General features: G+C 67.7%; 17 protein-coding genes. 9 read left to right on the top strand and 8 right to left on the bottom strand.

Annotated features, from left to right (window positions below; translation table 11 throughout):
• Positions 1–29: 29 nt before the first annotated feature.
• From ACVCMC_RS04255 to ACVCMC_RS04245, 3 genes are all read right to left on the bottom strand, one after another.
• On the bottom strand, positions 30–950 hold the full coding sequence (locus tag ACVCMC_RS04255; protein WP_447098781.1) for a histone deacetylase family protein: 921 nt from the start codon (positions 948–950) through the stop codon (positions 30–32).
• Positions 947–1,468 (bottom strand): hypothetical protein, encoded by a 522-nt coding sequence (locus ACVCMC_RS04250; protein WP_447098780.1) that lies wholly within the window; start codon positions 1,466–1,468, stop codon positions 947–949. Before ACVCMC_RS04250 ends, ACVCMC_RS04255 begins: the two co-directional genes overlap by 4 nt.
• 470 nt (positions 1,469–1,938) lie before the next feature.
• Entirely contained in the window at positions 1,939–3,150 is a 1,212-nt protein-coding gene (locus ACVCMC_RS04245; RefSeq protein ID WP_447098779.1) for a glycosyltransferase, read from the bottom strand.
• Positions 3,151–3,266: 116 nt separating this feature from the next.
• On the opposite strand from ACVCMC_RS04245, the gene ACVCMC_RS04240 reads away from it, so the two are divergent.
• Positions 3,267–3,818, top strand: coding sequence for a TetR/AcrR family transcriptional regulator (locus tag ACVCMC_RS04240; RefSeq protein ID WP_447098778.1), 552 nt, complete (start codon positions 3,267–3,269; stop codon positions 3,816–3,818).
• A 186-nt stretch (positions 3,819–4,004) separates the two neighbouring features.
• Positions 4,005–5,435, top strand: a complete 1,431-nt coding sequence (locus ACVCMC_RS04235; protein WP_447098777.1) for an aldehyde dehydrogenase family protein — start codon at positions 4,005–4,007, stop codon at positions 5,433–5,435.
• Between the two features lie 78 nt (positions 5,436–5,513).
• On the opposite strand, the gene ACVCMC_RS04230 is transcribed toward ACVCMC_RS04235, so the two are convergent.
• On the bottom strand, positions 5,514–6,269 hold the full coding sequence (locus ACVCMC_RS04230) for a YdcF family protein (RefSeq protein ID WP_447098776.1): 756 nt from the start codon (positions 6,267–6,269) through the stop codon (positions 5,514–5,516).
• Positions 6,270–6,401: 132 nt separating this feature from the next.
• Between ACVCMC_RS04230 and ACVCMC_RS04225 the strand changes: the two genes are divergently transcribed.
• Together ACVCMC_RS04225 and ACVCMC_RS04220 are read left to right on the top strand one after the other, a co-directional pair.
• Positions 6,402–7,844, top strand: a complete 1,443-nt coding sequence (locus ACVCMC_RS04225) for a phospholipase (RefSeq protein ID WP_447098775.1) — start codon at positions 6,402–6,404, stop codon at positions 7,842–7,844.
• A 180-nt stretch (positions 7,845–8,024) separates the two neighbouring features.
• Complete coding sequence (locus ACVCMC_RS04220) at positions 8,025–8,522, top strand: hypothetical protein (RefSeq protein WP_447098774.1); 498 nt, start codon at positions 8,025–8,027, stop codon at positions 8,520–8,522.
• On the opposite strand, the gene ACVCMC_RS04215 is transcribed toward ACVCMC_RS04220, so the two are convergent.
• From ACVCMC_RS04215 to ACVCMC_RS04200, 4 genes are all read right to left on the bottom strand, one after another.
• On the bottom strand, positions 8,482–9,075 hold the full coding sequence (locus tag ACVCMC_RS04215) for a GNAT family N-acetyltransferase (protein ID WP_447098773.1): 594 nt from the start codon (positions 9,073–9,075) through the stop codon (positions 8,482–8,484). The genes ACVCMC_RS04220 and ACVCMC_RS04215 overlap by 41 nt on opposite strands.
• 82 nt (positions 9,076–9,157) lie before the next feature.
• The gene (locus tag ACVCMC_RS04210; RefSeq protein WP_447098772.1) at positions 9,158–9,964 is read right to left on the bottom strand and encodes an AraC family transcriptional regulator; all 807 of its coding nucleotides are present in this window, start codon (positions 9,962–9,964) and stop codon (positions 9,158–9,160) included.
• Between the two features lie 67 nt (positions 9,965–10,031).
• A complete protein-coding gene (locus tag ACVCMC_RS04205; RefSeq protein WP_447098771.1) occupies positions 10,032–10,505 on the bottom strand; it encodes a DUF1456 family protein in 474 nt (157 codons plus the stop codon).
• Positions 10,502–10,999, bottom strand: a complete 498-nt coding sequence (locus tag ACVCMC_RS04200) for a hypothetical protein (RefSeq protein WP_447098770.1) — start codon at positions 10,997–10,999, stop codon at positions 10,502–10,504. Before ACVCMC_RS04200 ends, ACVCMC_RS04205 begins: the two co-directional genes overlap by 4 nt.
• Here ACVCMC_RS04200 and ACVCMC_RS04195 point away from each other — a divergent pair.
• The 5 genes from ACVCMC_RS04195 to ACVCMC_RS04175 all read left to right on the top strand — a co-directional run bounded on the left by ACVCMC_RS04195 (position 10,998) and on the right by ACVCMC_RS04175 (position 16,812).
• Complete coding sequence (locus tag ACVCMC_RS04195; protein WP_447098769.1) at positions 10,998–12,464, top strand: vWA domain-containing protein; 1,467 nt, start codon at positions 10,998–11,000, stop codon at positions 12,462–12,464. The two genes, ACVCMC_RS04200 and ACVCMC_RS04195, sit on opposite strands and share 2 nt — an antisense overlap.
• A gap of 160 nt (positions 12,465–12,624) precedes the next feature.
• Complete coding sequence (locus ACVCMC_RS04190) at positions 12,625–13,179, top strand: RNA polymerase sigma factor (RefSeq protein WP_395118779.1); 555 nt, start codon at positions 12,625–12,627, stop codon at positions 13,177–13,179.
• Positions 13,176–14,087: a hypothetical protein gene (locus tag ACVCMC_RS04185; RefSeq protein ID WP_447098768.1), complete on the top strand. Its 912-nt coding sequence runs from the start codon at positions 13,176–13,178 to the stop codon at positions 14,085–14,087. The genes ACVCMC_RS04190 and ACVCMC_RS04185 overlap by 4 nt, the downstream gene beginning before the upstream one ends.
• Positions 14,084–14,680, top strand: a complete 597-nt coding sequence (locus tag ACVCMC_RS04180) for an IMPACT family protein (protein ID WP_447098767.1) — start codon at positions 14,084–14,086, stop codon at positions 14,678–14,680. Before ACVCMC_RS04185 ends, ACVCMC_RS04180 begins: the two co-directional genes overlap by 4 nt.
• Before the next feature lie 359 nt (positions 14,681–15,039).
• The gene (locus tag ACVCMC_RS04175; protein WP_447098766.1) at positions 15,040–16,812 is read left to right on the top strand and encodes an ABC transporter transmembrane domain-containing protein; all 1,773 of its coding nucleotides are present in this window, start codon (positions 15,040–15,042) and stop codon (positions 16,810–16,812) included.
• Positions 16,813–16,821 lie beyond the last annotated feature (9 nt).

Below are 16,821 nucleotides of genomic sequence, written 5' to 3'. Positions count from 1 at the left end.
CAAACTTGATTCTGCGTTTGCTGCTCTTGCTACCGCCGAACAAGATTGCTGATGCTCGCAGCCATGGCCGCGGCACTCTCCTTGCCGTAGCCGCCGCCACCGACGAACACTGCCGAGGTGCCAAGCGACGAGAGTCGATCCAGCACGAGCGCGTCGCGTTCGACGCAATCGGCCACGGAAAGACGCATGCCGCCGAGTGGATCGCTAGCCAGCACATCGGTTCCGGCCACCACGAAAGCCAACGCGTGCCCACCGATCACCTCGCCCAGCCCGCTGCGCAACCGGGCCAGATATTCGTCACCGGACACGGCGTTGCGCAGAGGAAGGTCGATGTCGACCCGCTGTCGAGTGAAGCCGTCGCGTGGATAGATGGTGTCGTTGTAAATATCCAGAATATCCACTCGCTTGTCGTCCATGAACACATGCGCGTTGCCGTTGCCGTGATGGGCGTCGATATCGACGATCAGAATCCGGTCTTCGGTGCCCAGCGTGTTGTCGCCTCGCAACTGTTCCACCGTGATGCCGATGTCGTTGTAGACACAGAAGCCCTCGGCTGCGTTGCGGCTGGCGTGGTGATAGCCACCGGACAGGTTCCAGACATGCCCGCCTTCGCGTAGCGCCGCGCGTGCCGCTGTGAGCGTGCCGCTCACCGCCCAGCGCATCGGCGTCAGGATACGCCGATCGATCATCGAGAACGGCAGCAAGGGAATCCATGGAAGCTCGAGTGCCTGCAGAATGTAGCGTTTGCTCGACAGCAGGTTTCCGAAGATCGAACCGACGAAGGTTTGGACTGTCGCTTCATCGACAGGCGCCAGCGGTTCTGCCATCTCGACACCGGTCAGTGCGTGGAGGCTCTCGGCAACCTTGGCGTACTTCCTGCCATCGAACGGATGCAGCCGATTGAGCAGACCGAAGTCGATGTTGTACGCAGGGGTGTAGATGATCTTCAAGATTGCTGCAGCTCTCTGGCGAATTTGAGCACTTGGGCCGGCGTCCAGATACCCCAACCCAACACGCGACCGAATCGGTTGTACTCGCCTGCGTGCGGGGTGAACGAAGGGCCTCGCTTCGCACCTTCGATCAAAGCGAGCGCGACGACGTGTGAGCAGTTGTTCCGCGCGATCTGATAGCGCGGTGTGTCCTTCTGAAGGTTGATGATGAATCGGAGCACGGCAGCCTCGTCCAGCAGGGGAAGTTCCACGGTCACCGGCTGCCGGTTGCCCTCGTTGTAAATATCCTGCTGAAGGCTTTGCATCAGCATGCCGGGCTGACTCCGTTTGGTCTTCAAATCCTTTTTTTCCGCGCCTCCGTCAGGCCAGAAACTGACGTATTCGCTTCCGATGGTCAGGGCTGCGTGTCCGATGTGCTCGTTGTCCGCCAGCCAGACATGAACCTTTACCAGGGGAACGTCCTTTTCCTGAGTTGTCGTGAAGTGGCTGCGCAGCACCCATATTGAAAATGCTGCCACTCGATTCTGATGGCAAGCACGGCACCATGGGCCGTATCGTACACGCAGGGATTGCTTGCACCGAAGCTGCTCCAGACGATGCCGAACGACGGAAAGAATGCGCGACTGCGCATCCCTGGTCGATGGCGAACTCCCGCTGCGGGTGATACGTCGCACCGCCGACCCCGGTGCCAGGTTGTTCCTGATGGAAGCCATGGTCTCCGATGCCCGGACTGGGCCAAGATGCCGGACATCCACATGCTGGTACTGCTCGGCGGAAAGCAACGCACGCGGCAGGAGTACGTCACCCCGCTCTCGCCGCGGGCTTTGCGCTGCAGCGGGAGCTGGATATCGGGGCCGGCATCTCGATCATCGAGGCAGCCGCGGTCTGAAACGCGGCCAAGATGGCGAAAACAGAAGGCATTGAAGCTGTGCAAACGCGTGGGTCGGAGCCGACGCAGGGATCGCGTAGCAACCGACATCCGCGCCGCCTACCTCCCAAGCACCCCTTCGATAGCGGCGACCGCCGCGGCGAGGCCGTCTTCGCTGGCCATGCGTCGGCCAAGCTCGGCCGCACGCGCGACGACGGTTTCCCGCGCGACAAAATCGAGGGCTGCAGCAAGCGCCGCAGTGTCCGGGCTTGCCGCCGGGAGTGCCGCCGGCGCCACGCCCAGCCGACGAAGGCGATCCGCCCAGAACGCCTGATCCCCGGCGAACGGCATGACGATGGAGGGTTTGCCTGCCCGCAGGGCCGAGTGGGTGGTTCCCGATCCGCCGTGGTGGATCACCGCAGCCATCCGTGGAAACAGCCAATCGTGCGGGGTGGCGTCGATGCACAGGACATTGTCCGGCAGACGCACGTCGCCCATCCCGTTCCACCCCGGCCAGAACACGGCACGTCGCCCGTCCAGCGCCGCGATCACCGCACCGAGCATGGCAGCCATGTCGATGCCGGTCATGCTGCCAAAGCCCACATAGACCGGCGCGGTGCCGGCGGCAAGGAACGCCGCCAGAGCCGGAGGTGGCGTGTAGCTTTCACCCATGGGCGGCAGCCACTGGCCACACAGCGTGGCATTCGCCGGCCAGTCCTTGGGCGATGGCAGCAGCGTCGGCGAGATGCCGTAGAGCATGGGCAGATCCTTCCACACGGTTTTCCGCGGCGGCAGGGCCAGCACCTCCGCCCGTGCACGGTTGAGCGCCTGCTTGAAAGCCAGCCAGAACAGCTTGTTGGTGAACGCGAGGCTGGCCCGGTTCAACCAGGCGGGGACCCAGGCCGGCGGCAAGAAGGGCGAAGCAAACTCGCGCGACGGCGTAAGCGGGATCATCCCCGCGATGGCGGCGGGAACCTCGAGGCGCTCGGCCACCGAAAGCCCGACGAAGCCGGCCAGGCCCGACGTCACGATGGCGTCGCAACCTTCCGCCGCGGCCAGCGTCTCCCGCATCCACGCAGCCGTGTGCTTGTTGGTCAATGCCACCATGGCCTTGGCCGTGCCGCGCGGCCCTTGTTGTCCCCAGTCGGCAAACAGCTCGCGGATGTCGCCGGAGAGCGGCGTGGCTGGAATCCCGAGCGCATGCGCCGTGCCCAGGGTTCGCGCGTCGCCCAGCAGAACCACCTCATGGCCCGCTTTGCACAGGGCATGACCCAGCGCGGCCAGCGGACGCGTATCGCCCTCGGTGCCGCAGGTCAGAAGTACGAGCTTCATGTCACGCTCCCATGTAAAGTAAACGGCGTATACTTTACATGCCACCGAGTGTCTGAGCCATGCCATCTTCCCGTCCGCGTCCCCGGCCATCAAGCCGGGCCGAGTTGCCCGAACACATGGGCCTCGTTGCGCGCCAATTGTTCGCATCGCACGGCTATGCCCAGGTGACCATGGAGCAGGTCGCCGCCCAGGCCGGCGTATCCAAGCGCACCCTGTACAAATACTTTCCGGCCAAAGAAGCTCTGCTGGAACACACGCTGGAAGCTTCCCTCTCGAAAGACCTCGCAACACGCGACTTCAGCCTGCACGAACGTGCCGGCTTCCGCGCCGGCGCCACGGCACTGCTGCACGAATCGGCGCACTGGTGCGAACAGCACGCCGATATCCTGTTGCCCTACATCCGCTACAAGTTCGCCAATTTCGACCCGGGCGCCAGGCCGAAGGAAGATCGCGGCCTGCTTCCGCTCTGGGTGATGCTGATCGAAGCCGCCCAGGATCGCGGCGAACTGGCGCCGCAGCATCGCTCCGAACAACTGGGCATCTATTTCCACTACCTCTACCTGGGTGCCCTGATGCGCTGGCTCAGCGAGCCGGGCCTCGACCTGCGGCAAGAGTTCGACATGGTGATCGGGCTGTTCATGGACGGGGCGGCGGCCGGCGTGAATTGATGTTCGGCAAGCTGGCGCATGGCCATGCAGCCTTGTGTCGCCGCCGGGAGAGCCTCGACATCATGCCCGTGTGGCCGTCGCGGCCAGCGCGAAACCAGGTTCACCCACTGGCAGACGACAGCAGCTCACGACCCCTGAACAACACCACGCCCTATCCTTGCCGGATCGCAACCGCAGGCAAGCGCCATGTTGAACAAGACCTACCCGTACTACCTTGCCAACCGGCCGCAGACGTCGAAGGCCATGCTCGACGTGCGCGACAAGTACAACGGCAAGCTCGCCACCCGCGTCGCGGTACCGGACGCGAAGGCCACCGAGCAGGCGATCGCCGCCACGGTGAAGGCGGCCAAACCGATGCGCGAGTTCAAGCCGTGGGCGCGCCAGGCCGTGCTGCAGCATTGCGCGCAGCGCTTCGCCGAGCGCCGCGACGAACTGGCCGAGGCGCTGTGCATCGAGGCCGGCAAGCCAATCAAGGATGCAGCCGGCGAGGTGACCAGGCTGATCGAGACCTTCCGCATCGCTGCCGAAGAAGCCGTGCGCATCAACGGCGAAACGATCAACCTGGAACTGGCCAGCCGTCTGGACGGCTATCACGGCTACACCAAGCGCGTGCCGCTGGGGCCGGTGTCATTCATCACGCCGTTCAACTTTCCGCTGAACCTGGTGGCGCACAAGGTGGCGCCGGCGATCGCCGCCGGCTGCCCGTTCGTGCTGAAACCGTCGGAGAAGACCCCGATCGGCGCGCTGATCATCGGCGAGGTGCTGGCCGAGACCGATCTGCCGAAGGGCGCGTTCTCGATCCTGCCGCTGGACGGCGACCATGCCGCACCGCTGGTCGAGGACGAGCGCTTCAAGCTGCTCTCGTTCACCGGCGGCCAGATCGGCTGGGCACTGAAGGCACGCGCCGGACGCAAGAAGGTAGTGCTGGAACTGGGCGGCAATGCCGCCTGCATCGTCGACGCCGACCAGGGCGCGCAGCTCGATCGCGTGGTGCAGCGGCTGGTGTTTGGCGCGTTCTACCAGTCCGGACAGAGCTGCATCGGCGTGCAGCGCATCTACGCCCACGCAGATGTCTACGACGCGCTGAAGCGCAAGCTGGTCGCCGCCACGAAGAAGCTCAAGGCCGGCGACCCGCGCGACAAGGAGGTATTCCTCGGCCCGATGATCGACGAGGCGGCCGCCGAACGCCTGCACGGCTGGATTCTGGAAGCGAAACAGGCCGGCGGCAGGATCCTCTGTGGTGGCAAGCGCGAGGGCAACATGCTCGACGCCACGCTGATGGAGAACGTGCCCGCCGATGCCAAGGCGAACCGCATGGAAGCGTTCGGCCCGTTCGCGCTGCTCGCTCCGTTCGACAAGTTCGACCAGGCGATCGGCATGGTCAACGACTCGGACTACGGCCTGCAGGCCGGAATCTTCACCAACGATCTGGACCACGCCATGCGTGCCTGGAACGAGCTTGAGCAAGGCGGCGTCATCATCAACGACATCCCCAGCTTCCGCGTCGACAACATGCCCTACGGCGGCGTCAAGCTGTCCGGCCTGGGTCGCGAAGGCCTGCGCTACGCGATCGAGGACATGACCGAGATCCGCCTGATGGTGATGCGCGAAGGCTGATCCATGCCGGGCCCTGCGCCACACGAAGGTCGCCGCCCGCTGCACGGCCGCGACGGAGGCCGGCGGGCATTGCCCGCCCTACCGCAAGGGTTTCATGACCGGTGCGTTCCAGCCCATCGCGTTGTAGACGCGGTACCGCAGCACGCCCAGGTACTCATGCAGGGCCACGTCGGTCAGCACCAGGTTCTGCGCCGAGGGCCACAGGCCCAGGTTGGCGTGCAGGTAATCCGCGCGCACCGGGGTGGCTGCGATACCGAAATGGTCGAAGTACAGCACGCTGCGACGCAAGTGCCAGGCGGAGCTGACCAGCCACACCTTCGGTGCGTCGAGCCTGGCCAGCAGCGGACGCGAGAACTGCGCGTTCTGCCAGGTGTTGTTGCTGCGGGATTCCAGGATGAGATCCTCGTCCGGCACACCGAGCCCGCGCAGCACGCGGGCGTAGGAGACGGCCAGCGGCGTTTCCATGCGTTCCGGGTCGCCGCCGCTGACCAGCAATTTGCAATCGGTCCCGGCCGCGTGGCAGGCGTGGTACAGCACGGCCGCTTCGGTGATCCGTCCGTACGCGCCGATGCTCGGTTCGACCTTGTCCTGCGGCACATGGATCGAACCGCCGGTCAGCAACACGATCGCGTTGTGCGGTGCCCATGCCAGCGTCGGACGCAGCGCATACGGCGCCTGCAGGCGTTGCAGCAACAGCCGGGGCAACACGCCACATCCGGCCAGCAGCAACAGCAGCACCGCCAGTAGCGCGGCGCCGCCGCCCAGCCGACGCCAGCGACGCCAGAGCGCCAGCCAGGCGAACAGGATCAACGCAGCGATGAGCGAAAGCAGCATGGTCGGGCCGACAGCACGAAGGCTCGCAGGTTAACCGATGCGAGGCCGCACGCAAGGCGCGCTTTCGTGACGGCGACAACTGCGCGAGGATGATCGACGCGCGCGATCGGCGCGTGCCGCGCAGGCGTCGCCATGACCACCCTCGTCTTCGTCCACGGCTGGAGCGTCACCAGCACCGCCACCTACGGACAGATGCCGCAACGCCTCCAGCAACGTGCGGCCGCCAGCGGCCTGGCGATGACCCTGGCCGACATCTGGCTATCCGAATACGTGAGCTTCGACGACGCGGTAACCATGGCCGACCTGGTGCGCGCCTTCGACCACGCCCTGCGCGACCTGCACCTGCAGGACGCAAGCTTCGCCTGCGTGACGCACTCCTTTGGCGGCCCGGTGGTGCGCGAGTGGTTGCGCGCGCAGCGCATGCAACCCGGACGCCACAGCACCATCCGCCTGACCCACTTGGTGATGCTGGCGCCGGCGAACTTCGGTTCCGCATTGGCACAGTTGGGCAAGGGCGTGCTCGGCAAGCTGAAGGCGTGGTGGCACGGCGTGGAACCGGGCCAGCGCCTGCTCGACTGGCTGACGCTGGGCAGCCCGGCCTCGCTCGCCCTCAACCTGGACACCATCCACGGCGCGGACCCCGCGACCACCGGCCTGTATCAGTTCGTGCTGACCGGCGATCGCCCCGACCGCGCGCTGTACGACTACCTGGTGCCCTATACCGGCGAGGACGGCTCCGACGGCGTGGTGCGCATTGCCGCGGCCAATCTCAATGCGCGCCACGCGGTGCTGAGCCGGGATGGCAAAAGCGATGTCGGCGGCATCGACGAGCTGGCGTTGAGGGTGACCCGCGGCCCGCGCTTCGCCTTCAAGATCGTGGCCGACGCCGCCCACTCGGGCAGCGAACACGGCATCCTGCGCGAGGCAGCGCCGACCACCGTGGCCGACATCCTGCGTTGCCTGCAGGTGCGCAGCGGCGGCGACTACGCCACCCTGGCCGACGCCTTTGACGCCGAGAACGCCGCACGCGACGCGCACCGGGTGGAACTGGAACCGGCCGACCCGTTCCCCGCCCGCGTGCACATCCACGACCCGCGCAGCCAGCTGATCGTGCGCATCAGCGACGACAGCGGCGAGGCGCTGGCCGGCGCCGGCTTCCTGCTCACCGCCGGGCCGCAGGCCAGCCCCGACCGGATGCCGCCGGGCTTCATGCTCGATCGCCAGGTCAACCCGCGCCATCGCGCCACCACCACGCTGTATCTCGACCACACGCTGCTCGCGGGCGCCGATCGCGTGAGTCATCCGGACAACTCGCGCAAGACACTGCGCCCCGCCATGCCCAGCCACCGGCCCTACGGTGCCAGCGTCACGCCGCAGGATCTCGGCGGCCTGGTGCATCACGCGCTGGCGCGCAGCATTGCCGCCGATGACCTGTTCGCCATCCTCGGCCCGCACCAGACCACCGTGCTGGACGTGGTGCTCTCGCGCAAAATCCACGCCGGCGTGTTCCGCCTCATCCGCGACCTGGAGCCGCAGGACTTCCGCCAGCCGTCGCCCGGCCCGGTGATCGGCTAGCGCAACTGGCCCTGTCGCGCGCAGGAAGTTACGATGCGCGACAGGGCGGCGACGCGGTTCCGCGCGCCAAGGGGATCAACCGGTGTGTCACCAGACTTTCGTCAGCCCCGCCTGACGGGCAGCAGGTCAGTTGGCGCCCAAACGCTGCAGCTCAATCCATCAGGTCAGGGAGGACATCGCATGAAGAAAATCGTGTTCGCGATCATCGTGATCGCCGCGGCGATCTGGTATTTCGACCTCAGCCGCAGGATGACCGAAACCGCGATCCGCGAGAGCTACCAGGCGCAGATCGCGGCGCTGCAGCGATTCGACGCCAGGCCGCTGTGCGACGCGCTGGACGACAGCTACCAGGCCACCGTGACAGCCCGCGGTTCGGCCCGCGCGCCGAGCGCCAAGGACAAGGCCGGCGCCTGCGCGGACCTCACCCGTACCCTGCGCCGGATGAAGACCCTGAGCGAACGCACCGGCGGCCTGCTGGAGCCGGATTACGACTTCGAGATCAAGTCGATCAAACTCTCCGACGACCGCAAGACCGCCACCGTGGAGATCACCAGCGCCATGCGCATCGGCGACATGACCCTCGCCCGCTCCCGTTCGGTGGAACACCTCATCCGCCGCCTGGGCCGCATCCGCAGCGTCAGCAGCGAAGAAACCGTGTGGGCGTACCAGCCGGAATAGGCCGAACGTCGGCGAGTACCACCGATGCCTCGATCTGTCGTTCCGATATGTTCCAGTAGGCCCGCAGCAGCTTCGGCGCCTGCGCCGTCGGCACCGGTTCGAAACCGTGCCGCTGATAGAAGCGGATCGCCCAGTCGGCCGCGGACCATGTGCCCACCAGCATGCGCCGCGCACTCTTGCGGCGCAGGTGCGTGATCAGCTCCCCGCCGATGCCGCGGCCCTGCTGGCCAGGCAGGACGTAGGCGTGGCGGATCAGGTCGACGTCTCGCACCGCCTGGACACCCATCACGCCGACCAGCGCGCCATCCATTTCATAACCCCGGAATTCGACCCCGGCGGCGATCTCGCCGTCGAGCTCCCGCAACGTCATGTATGGCTCGTGCCAGCAGTCGTCGGGAATCACGCCCCGGTACGCCTCGGCAGCGGCCTGGATGATCGCAAGTATCGTCGCGCGCTCGTCGTCGCGACAGCGCCGGATGATCGCCGGCGCGACGCCTTCGGTAGTTGTCGGGAAAACTTCGCCTTGGTTGGGGTCGATGATGGCGTTCTGCATGTGCCGCACTCCTGTCGGTTGGACGGGTGCAAGCCTGACGACACCGACGCGGGCGGTCTTGGACAAAAGTGCGGGCGCGGAATCAACCGGCGGCGGCGTAGCGGCTCGGCGTAACGCCGAACTGCCGGGTGAAACAGCGGGTCAGGTGGCTCTGGTCGAAAAAGCCGGCAATCGCCGCCGCCTCGGCCAGCGCATGGCCGTTGCGAATGAGCCGGCGCGCCAGAGCGACCCGCCGCTGCAAGATGTAAGCATGCGGCGGCAGCCCCAGCTCGCGCGCAAAGCCGCGAAGCAACTGGTAGCGACTGAGCCCGGCCTCGTCGGCCAGGCTTGCCAGCATCAGCGGCGCGGCCGGGTCGTCATCGATCCTGTCGCGGACCTGGCGGATGGAAGCCACCGGCCCCGGCGACGCCATTCGGCCGCCCGCCGCATTGGCCTGCATGCCCGCAGCCAGGCGCAGGAGCGCCGTCTCGCAGGCCATCGCATTGCTCGATCCGCCCGCAGGCACATGGGTGAAGATGTCATCGAAAAGCCGGCGCAATCGCTCGTCCTTGAATACCGGTGCGGCGAATGCCAGCGATATGTGGGCGCCGCCGTGGATATCGTCCAGGACGTTGCCCAGCAGCTCGGGATCGACATACAACATCCGCCACGACCGCGGCTGTCCATGGATTGCGCGGCCGTCATGGACTTCGCCCGGGTTCACGAAAATCAGGCTGCCCGGCCCGGCTTCGACCTGACCCCGGCCGCTCGACGATGCATGTCCGCCGGTGTCGAGGACACCAATGCCGTACTGGTCGTGCGTGTGGCGCGGATAGCTGCGCGCCGTGGATGCCGTCATCGCGTCGATGCCGGCCAGAGGGAAACGGTGGTAGAGGATACGCTCGCTCATCCGCACTCCAGAGGGCTGCGGTGCCTCGGGCCCTGGGAGCCAGCCCGGCGCCGGCTGGCAACGGTGCTCAGCCGTTGCCGCGCACCCGCACTGTCAACCCTTTCAGGAAATTGCGCAGCAGCTGATCGCCGCACAGCTTGAAGTTCTTGTGGTCGCTCTGGCGAAACAGTGCGCTGAGTTCCGGCTTGGAGACGGGGAAACCGGCGGACTCGAGGATCTGGTGCATGTCCACGTCCTTGAGTTCGAACGCCACGCGCAGCTTCTTCAGTACCACGTTGTTGGTGACGCGCTTCTCCGGCGGGCGCGGCGGGCGGCTTTCGTCCTTGCCGCGGCGGTGGAACACCAGTCCGTCGAGAAACAGCGCCAGCAGCTTGGTGCTGCATTCGATGTAGCCGGGCTCGTCGTCCTTCTTCAGCATCGCCTGCACCTCTTCCTTCGTCACCGGCGCCGCGGCGTCGGCCAGGTGGATCAGCTCCACCACCTTGCCGTCGCTCAAGTCGAGCATGTAGCGGATGGAGCGCAGTACGTCGTTGTTGATCATGTCGTTCCGAAGGGGCGTGCGTAAGGCCGCCATGCTACCGCGACGGTCCGGCGAGTTTCAGGCGGCACAGGCTCAACCCCCTTTCCGTTCGCGCTGCGTTTCATCTTCCACACCCGGAGGAGAACCGACGCGATGAAAACGAATACCCTGTGGCGCAGCGTGTTGATGGCCTTGCTGGTGATGCTTGCCGGCTGCGGCCACCGGCCAACCGCCGAGCCGGTCAAGACCGGCCATGCCGCCAGCGCCGCGGCAACGCAGAATGACCAGTCGGCCCGGACCACGCCGGCACCTTCCACCCGCCCGTTGCAGGAAACCGCACCCAGGGCGGCGAACGACACCACACTGCCCTCGCCGCCACGACTGCCACCGCCGCCGTATGTGCAACGCCGGGCAACCCCGCCTTCGCCTCCCGCACCGCCACCGATGGTCGCGGCGCCATTGGCAGCAGGCAAACGCATGGCCCCCGCCATGCCGACGATGGCGTCGATCATCATGCCCCCGAACCAGCCATTGCCCGGCGACATCAACACCGAAAACTACACCCACCGCGACGCCAATCCGGTGCGGCTGGTGAGCGAACACCCGGTGTCCACCTTCAGCATCGACGTCGACACCGGCGCGTACACCAACGTGCGGCGCATGTTGAATGCCGGCCGCCTGCCGCCAGCCGACGCGGTGCGCGCGGAGGAGTTCATCAACTATTTCGATTACCACTACGCGCCGCCGGCGAATCGCGCGCAGCCGTTCAGCGTCATCACCGAACTGGCGCCGGCGCCGTGGAATGCACAGCGGCAACTGTTGCTGGTCGGCATCCAGGGTTATCGCGTGCCGAAGGCGCAGATCCCCGCCGCCAACCTGGTGTTCCTGATCGATACCTCCGGCTCGATGAACGAGCCGGACAAGCTGCCGCTGCTCAAGGTTTCGCTGAAACAGCTGGTGCGCGAACTGCGCAAGCAGGACCGGGTGGCGATCGTCACCTATGCCGGTTCCGCCGGCGTCGCCCTGCCTTCCACTGCCGGCGACCAGCACGCCACCATCGATGCCGCCATCGACAGCCTCGGCGCCGGCGGTTCCACCAATGGCGGGGCCGGCATCGAGTTGGCCTATGCGCAGGCCGGACAAGGCTTCATCAAGGACGGTGTAAACCGGGTAATCCTGTGCACCGACGGTGACTTCAACGTGGGCACGGTCGACGAGGAAGCCCTGAAAACCACCATCGAGGACCATCGCAAGAGCGGCGTGGCGCTGACCACGCTGGGCTTCGGCGAAGGCAACTACAACGATGCGATGGCGGTGATGCTGGCCGACGTGGGCAATGGCAGCCACCACTACATCGACAACCTCGCCGAAGGCCGTCGCGTGCTGGTGGACGAGATGTCCGCGACGCTGCTGACCATCGCCAGGGACGTGAAGATCCAGCTGGAGTTCAACCCCGCCCAGGTGCAGGAGTACCGCCTGATCGGCTACGAGAAGCGCCTGCTCAAGCGCGAGGATTTCAACAACGACCAGGTCGACGCCGGCGAGATCGGCGCCGGTGCCAACGTCACCGCGATCTACGAGATCACCCCGGCCGGCTCTGCCGGCGCGCGGATCGATCCGCTGCGCTACAGCGACCGCGCCGAGCCGCAAGGCCACGGCAATGAACTCGGCTTCCTGCGCCTGCGCTACAAGTTGCCGGGTCAGTCGGCGAGCCGCCTGATCGAACAGCCGATCGCCGCGCAGGCCGAGGCTGAAGCCAGCGAGCGGCTGCGCTGGGCCGCCGCGGTGGCCGCGTTCGCCGATGCCCTGCGCGGCGGCAAGTACCTGGACGGCTACGGCTACCGCCAGATCGCGCAGCTCGCCAACGGTGCCCGCGGCCAGGATGCCGACGGCTACCGCGCCGGCTTCGTGCAGTTGGTGAAGCTGGCCGAGGGCCTGGCCACGCCCGCCCCGGCCAACCCTGAAACTTTCCTGCGCTGAACCATTCGGCCCCGCCGCGTCGACCGCCGTGACGACCGCAGCCTGCTCCCCCGCTGCCGCCTTCCCCCACGACGATCGCGCGGCGGGGCCGATACCCGTCGCGCCGGCGCCCCTGCACGGGTCGCCCGGACACCGCCGATTTGTCTTACCCTCGCACTCCATGGATGCCCCGGTCGACCCCGATGCGATGCTGATGCTGGCCTACGCGCGCGGCGATCTTGCCGCGTTCGAGGCGCTGTACGCGAAGCATCGCGGCGTGCTGTATCGGTTCCTGCTGCGCAGCCTGCGCGATCCCCAGCGCACCGACGAGCTGTTCCAGGAAACCTGGAGCCGGGTGATCGCCGCCCGCGCGCGCTACCAGCCGCAAGCAAAGTTCAGTACCTGGCTGCTGCAGATCGCGCACAACCTTCTGGTCGATGCGCTGCGCCGCCAGCGCCCCACCGCCGACGGCGAGGAAGCCGAACTGGCGCTGTCCCGCGTCGCCATCCCCGAACACGAGCAACCCGAGCACGCCTGGTCCGATTTCGAGCGCCGCCGCCATCTGCAGCGCGCGATCGAGCAGTTGCCCGACGAGCAACGCACCGCCATCCTGTTGCGGCTGGAGCAGGAGCTGAGCCTGGAGGAGATCGCCGAAGTGACCGGCAGCGGCCGCGAGACCGTGAAGTCGCGCCTGCGCTATGCCATGACCCGCCTACGTGAAGCGCTGTCCGAATGAGCACGCCCCTGCCACCGAACGATCCCGCCACCCCGGACGAGAAGCTGCCCGGCGAAGCCGAAGTGGCCGCGCTGTACCGGCATCTGCCGCGGCGCGAGCCCGGTCCGGAGCTGGACGCGGCCGTGCTGCATGCCGCGGCGCATGCGCTCGGCGTCGACCGGGCGCCGTTGCACGTCGAACGCCGCAAGAACCCGCGCGAGTCCGGCGACTGGGTACACCCCAAGCCGTTGTCGGCGATCAAGGCTCGCGCGATCCCGTCGGTCGACCCGGCCGCGCGCGCACGCCGTCGCCCCATGCCGCACTGGCTGGTGGCGCTGGGCAGCGCGGCCAGCCTGGTGCTGGTTGCCGGCCTGGCCTGGCACATGCGCTCGACGTCGCCGGCTTCGCCGCTGCCGACCGAAACGGCCGCGCCGGCGCAGGCCGTCACGCTGCCCACTGCCGGGCAAGCTGCCGATCGCGCCGTTACCGCCGCGGCGCCGTCACCGCGCACGCAGGCAACAGAAGTGGCCGAGCGCCAGTCGACGGCTGCCAGGAAACAAGCCGCCGCCCCTGCCGTCGTCGCGGCAAGGATGGCCCCACCGCCGCCGCCGGTGACGCCGATGGCCAAGGCGTCATTGCAACCGCAGATGGCCGCAGCCCCACCGGCACTGCCGCCACGGCCGCTGCCGGCAATGCTCCAGGCGCCCGCGCCGGCAGCACCGCCCGCGCCGCCAGCGGACACCGTCGCGAAGGAAGCCGCACCAGCGACGGCTGGCGTCATCACTCCGGCCGAGGAGCTGGCGCGGATCGAGCAGCTGTTCGCGCAAGGCGAGCAGCACGAGGCACGCCAGCGCCTGCTCGATTTCCACCACGCCCACCCGCAATGGCCGCTGCCGCCGGAGCTGCAGGCGAAACTGCCCAAACCGTGAGCGAGCCGCCGTCCACCGTCGCCGCGCGTTGCCGCCACCAGCAGGACATCCGCAAGAGCCGCTTCCTCGCCATCGCCGAGCCGGTGACCTCGCCCGCCCAGGCGCTGGCCTTCCTGCGCGAGGTCGCCGACCCGGCCGCCACGCACAATTGCTGGGCCTGGCGCATGGGCCAGGACTACCGCTTCAACGACGACGGCGAACCCGGCGGCACCGCGGGCCGACCGATCCTGCAGGCGATCGAGGGCCAGCAGATGGACGGCGTGATGGTGGTGGTCACGCGCTGGTACGGCGGCGTCAAGCTCGGCGCCGGCGGCCTCGCCCGAGCCTACGGCGGCACCGCCGCCGAATGCCTGCGCCTGGCCGACCGGGTGCCGATCGTGGCGATGGCGCGGCTGGGCCTGCACGTGGAATTCGCCGTGCTTGGGGTGCTCAAGGCGCGGCTGAAGGAACTGCAGGCCGAGACCGAACACGAGGCCTTCGGCGCCGACGGCGTCGAGCTGCAACTGCAACTGCCGCAGAGCCGCGCGGACGACCTGGCGCTGCTGGTGCGCGACCTCACCCGCGGCCGCAGCAGGGCGAAACGCCTGGATTGACCGCGCCCCGGGTAGGGCGGACTCCGTCCGCCGGCTCTTCGTATGCATCGCAGCCAGACGCGATGGCGGGCAGTGCCCGCCCTACTCGCTGGATCGACCGCCCCGGGTAGGGCGGACTCCGTCCGCCGGCTCTTCGTATGCATCGCAGCCAGACGCGATGGCGGGCAGTGCCCGCCCTACTCGCGCCCGCCCGGGTAGGAGCCCGCTCGCGGGCGATGCTTTCAGGCCGGGAAGGGAATAGGGAATCGCAAGAGCAAGAACATGGCGTGTGGTTCGCCGATTGAATCGGCGGCCTTCTGCCCCACTTCAGTGGCTGCGTGCCGCCGTGCGCATCCCTTACGGACATCCTGCGAGCCTCCATGAGCGACACCGCCCACGACACGCCCCGCCCGTCCCGCCGCCTTGGCGCCCTGCGCGGGCTGTGGCCGTTCCTGAAACCGCACCGCGCGCTGGCCGTCGGCTGGCTGGTGTTCCTCGGGCTGTCCTCGGGCGCCTCGCTGACCTTGCCGCTGGCGTTTCGCCACATCATCGACAAGGGCTTCGGCCATGCCAGCCAGGCGGCGATCAACGAGACCTTCATCGCCCTGTTCGGCGTGGCGCTGGTGCTCGCGGTAGCCACCGCGGCTCGCTATTTCTGCATCACCCTGCTGGGCGAACGCGCGCTGGCGTCGTTGCGGCAGACGCTGTACGCGCAGGTGATCCGCCTGGACGTGGCGTTCTTCGAACGCAGCCGCGTCGGCGAGCTGCTGTCGCGGCTCAGCGCCGACACCGAGGTGGTGCAGGCGCTGATCGGCTCGGGCGTGTCGGTGGCGCTGCGCAGCGTGGTGATGCTGGTCGGCGCCAGCGCCATGATGGTATGGACTGCGCCCTCGCTGGCCGGACTCACCGCGCTGGTGATCCCCGCGGTGATGCTGCCGATTCTCGTCTTCGGCCGCCGCGTGCAGAAACTCTCGCGCGCCAGCCAGGATCGCCTCGCCGACGCCGCGGCGATCGCCAACGAAACCCTCAACGCCTCCACCGCGGTGAAAGCGTACGCGCGCGAGAACATCGAAAGCACCCGCTACAGCCACGCGATCCTGCGTGCGCTGGCCACCGCGCGCCGACGCATCGGCATGCGCGCGCTGCTGACCATGGCGGTGATCGTGCTGGTGTTCGGCGCAATCACCCTGGTGCTGTGGGCCGGCGCGCGCCATGTGCTGACCGGCACGCTGGACCCCGGCGTGCTCGGCCAGTTCGTGCTCTACGCCGTGTTCGCCGCCGGCTCGGTCGCCGGCCTCTCCGAGGTCTGGGGCGACGTGCTGCGCGCGGCCGGCGCGATGGAGCGCCTGGGCGAGCTGCTCGACGAGCGTCCCGAAATCGTCGCACCGGCGCAGCCGCTCGCCCTGCCCAAGCCGCTCCGCGGCGCGCTGCGCTTCGACGGCGTCAGCTTCCACTACCCGAGCCGCCCCGACGCGCCCGCGCTGCACGACTTCACGCTGGACGTGCGCCCCGGGGAAACCGTCGCCCTGGTCGGTCCCTCCGGCGCCGGTAAAAGCACGGTGTTCTCGCTGCTGCTGCGCTTCTACGATCCGCAGTCCGGCCGCATCTGCATCGACGGCGTCGACCTGCGCGCGGTGACGCTGGACGACCTGCGCGGCGCGATCGCGCTGGTGCCGCAGGAGACCGTGATCTTCAGCGGCAGCGCCGCCGACAACATCCGCTTCGGCCGCGACGGCGCCAGCGACGAGGAAGTGCACGAGGCCGCCCGCGCCGCCGAAGCGCACGACTTCATCAGCGCGCTGAACGACGGCTACCAGGCCGAGATGGGCGAACGCGGCGTGCGCCTCTCCGGCGGCCAGCGCCAGCGCATCGCGATCGCGCGCGCGATCCTGCGCGACGCCCCGCTGCTGCTGCTCGACGAAGCCACCTCGGCGCTGGATGCGCAATCCGAAGCAGCGATCCAGCAAGCACTGGAACGCCTCGAAAAAGGCCGCACCACCCTCGTCATCGCCCACCGCCTCGCCACCGTGCAACGTGCCGACCGCATCGTGGTGCTCGACGGCGGCCGCATCGTGGCGCAAGGCACGCACGACAGTTTGCTGGCCGAAGGTGGCCTGTATGCCGAATTGGCACGGTTGCAGTTCGTGGCCTGATCCGTATCC

Source organism: Rhodanobacter sp. UC4452_H20, from assembly GCF_052978205.1.
Note: the sequence above shows the minus strand (reverse complement) of the source record. Positions and strands in the feature narration are given on the sequence as shown.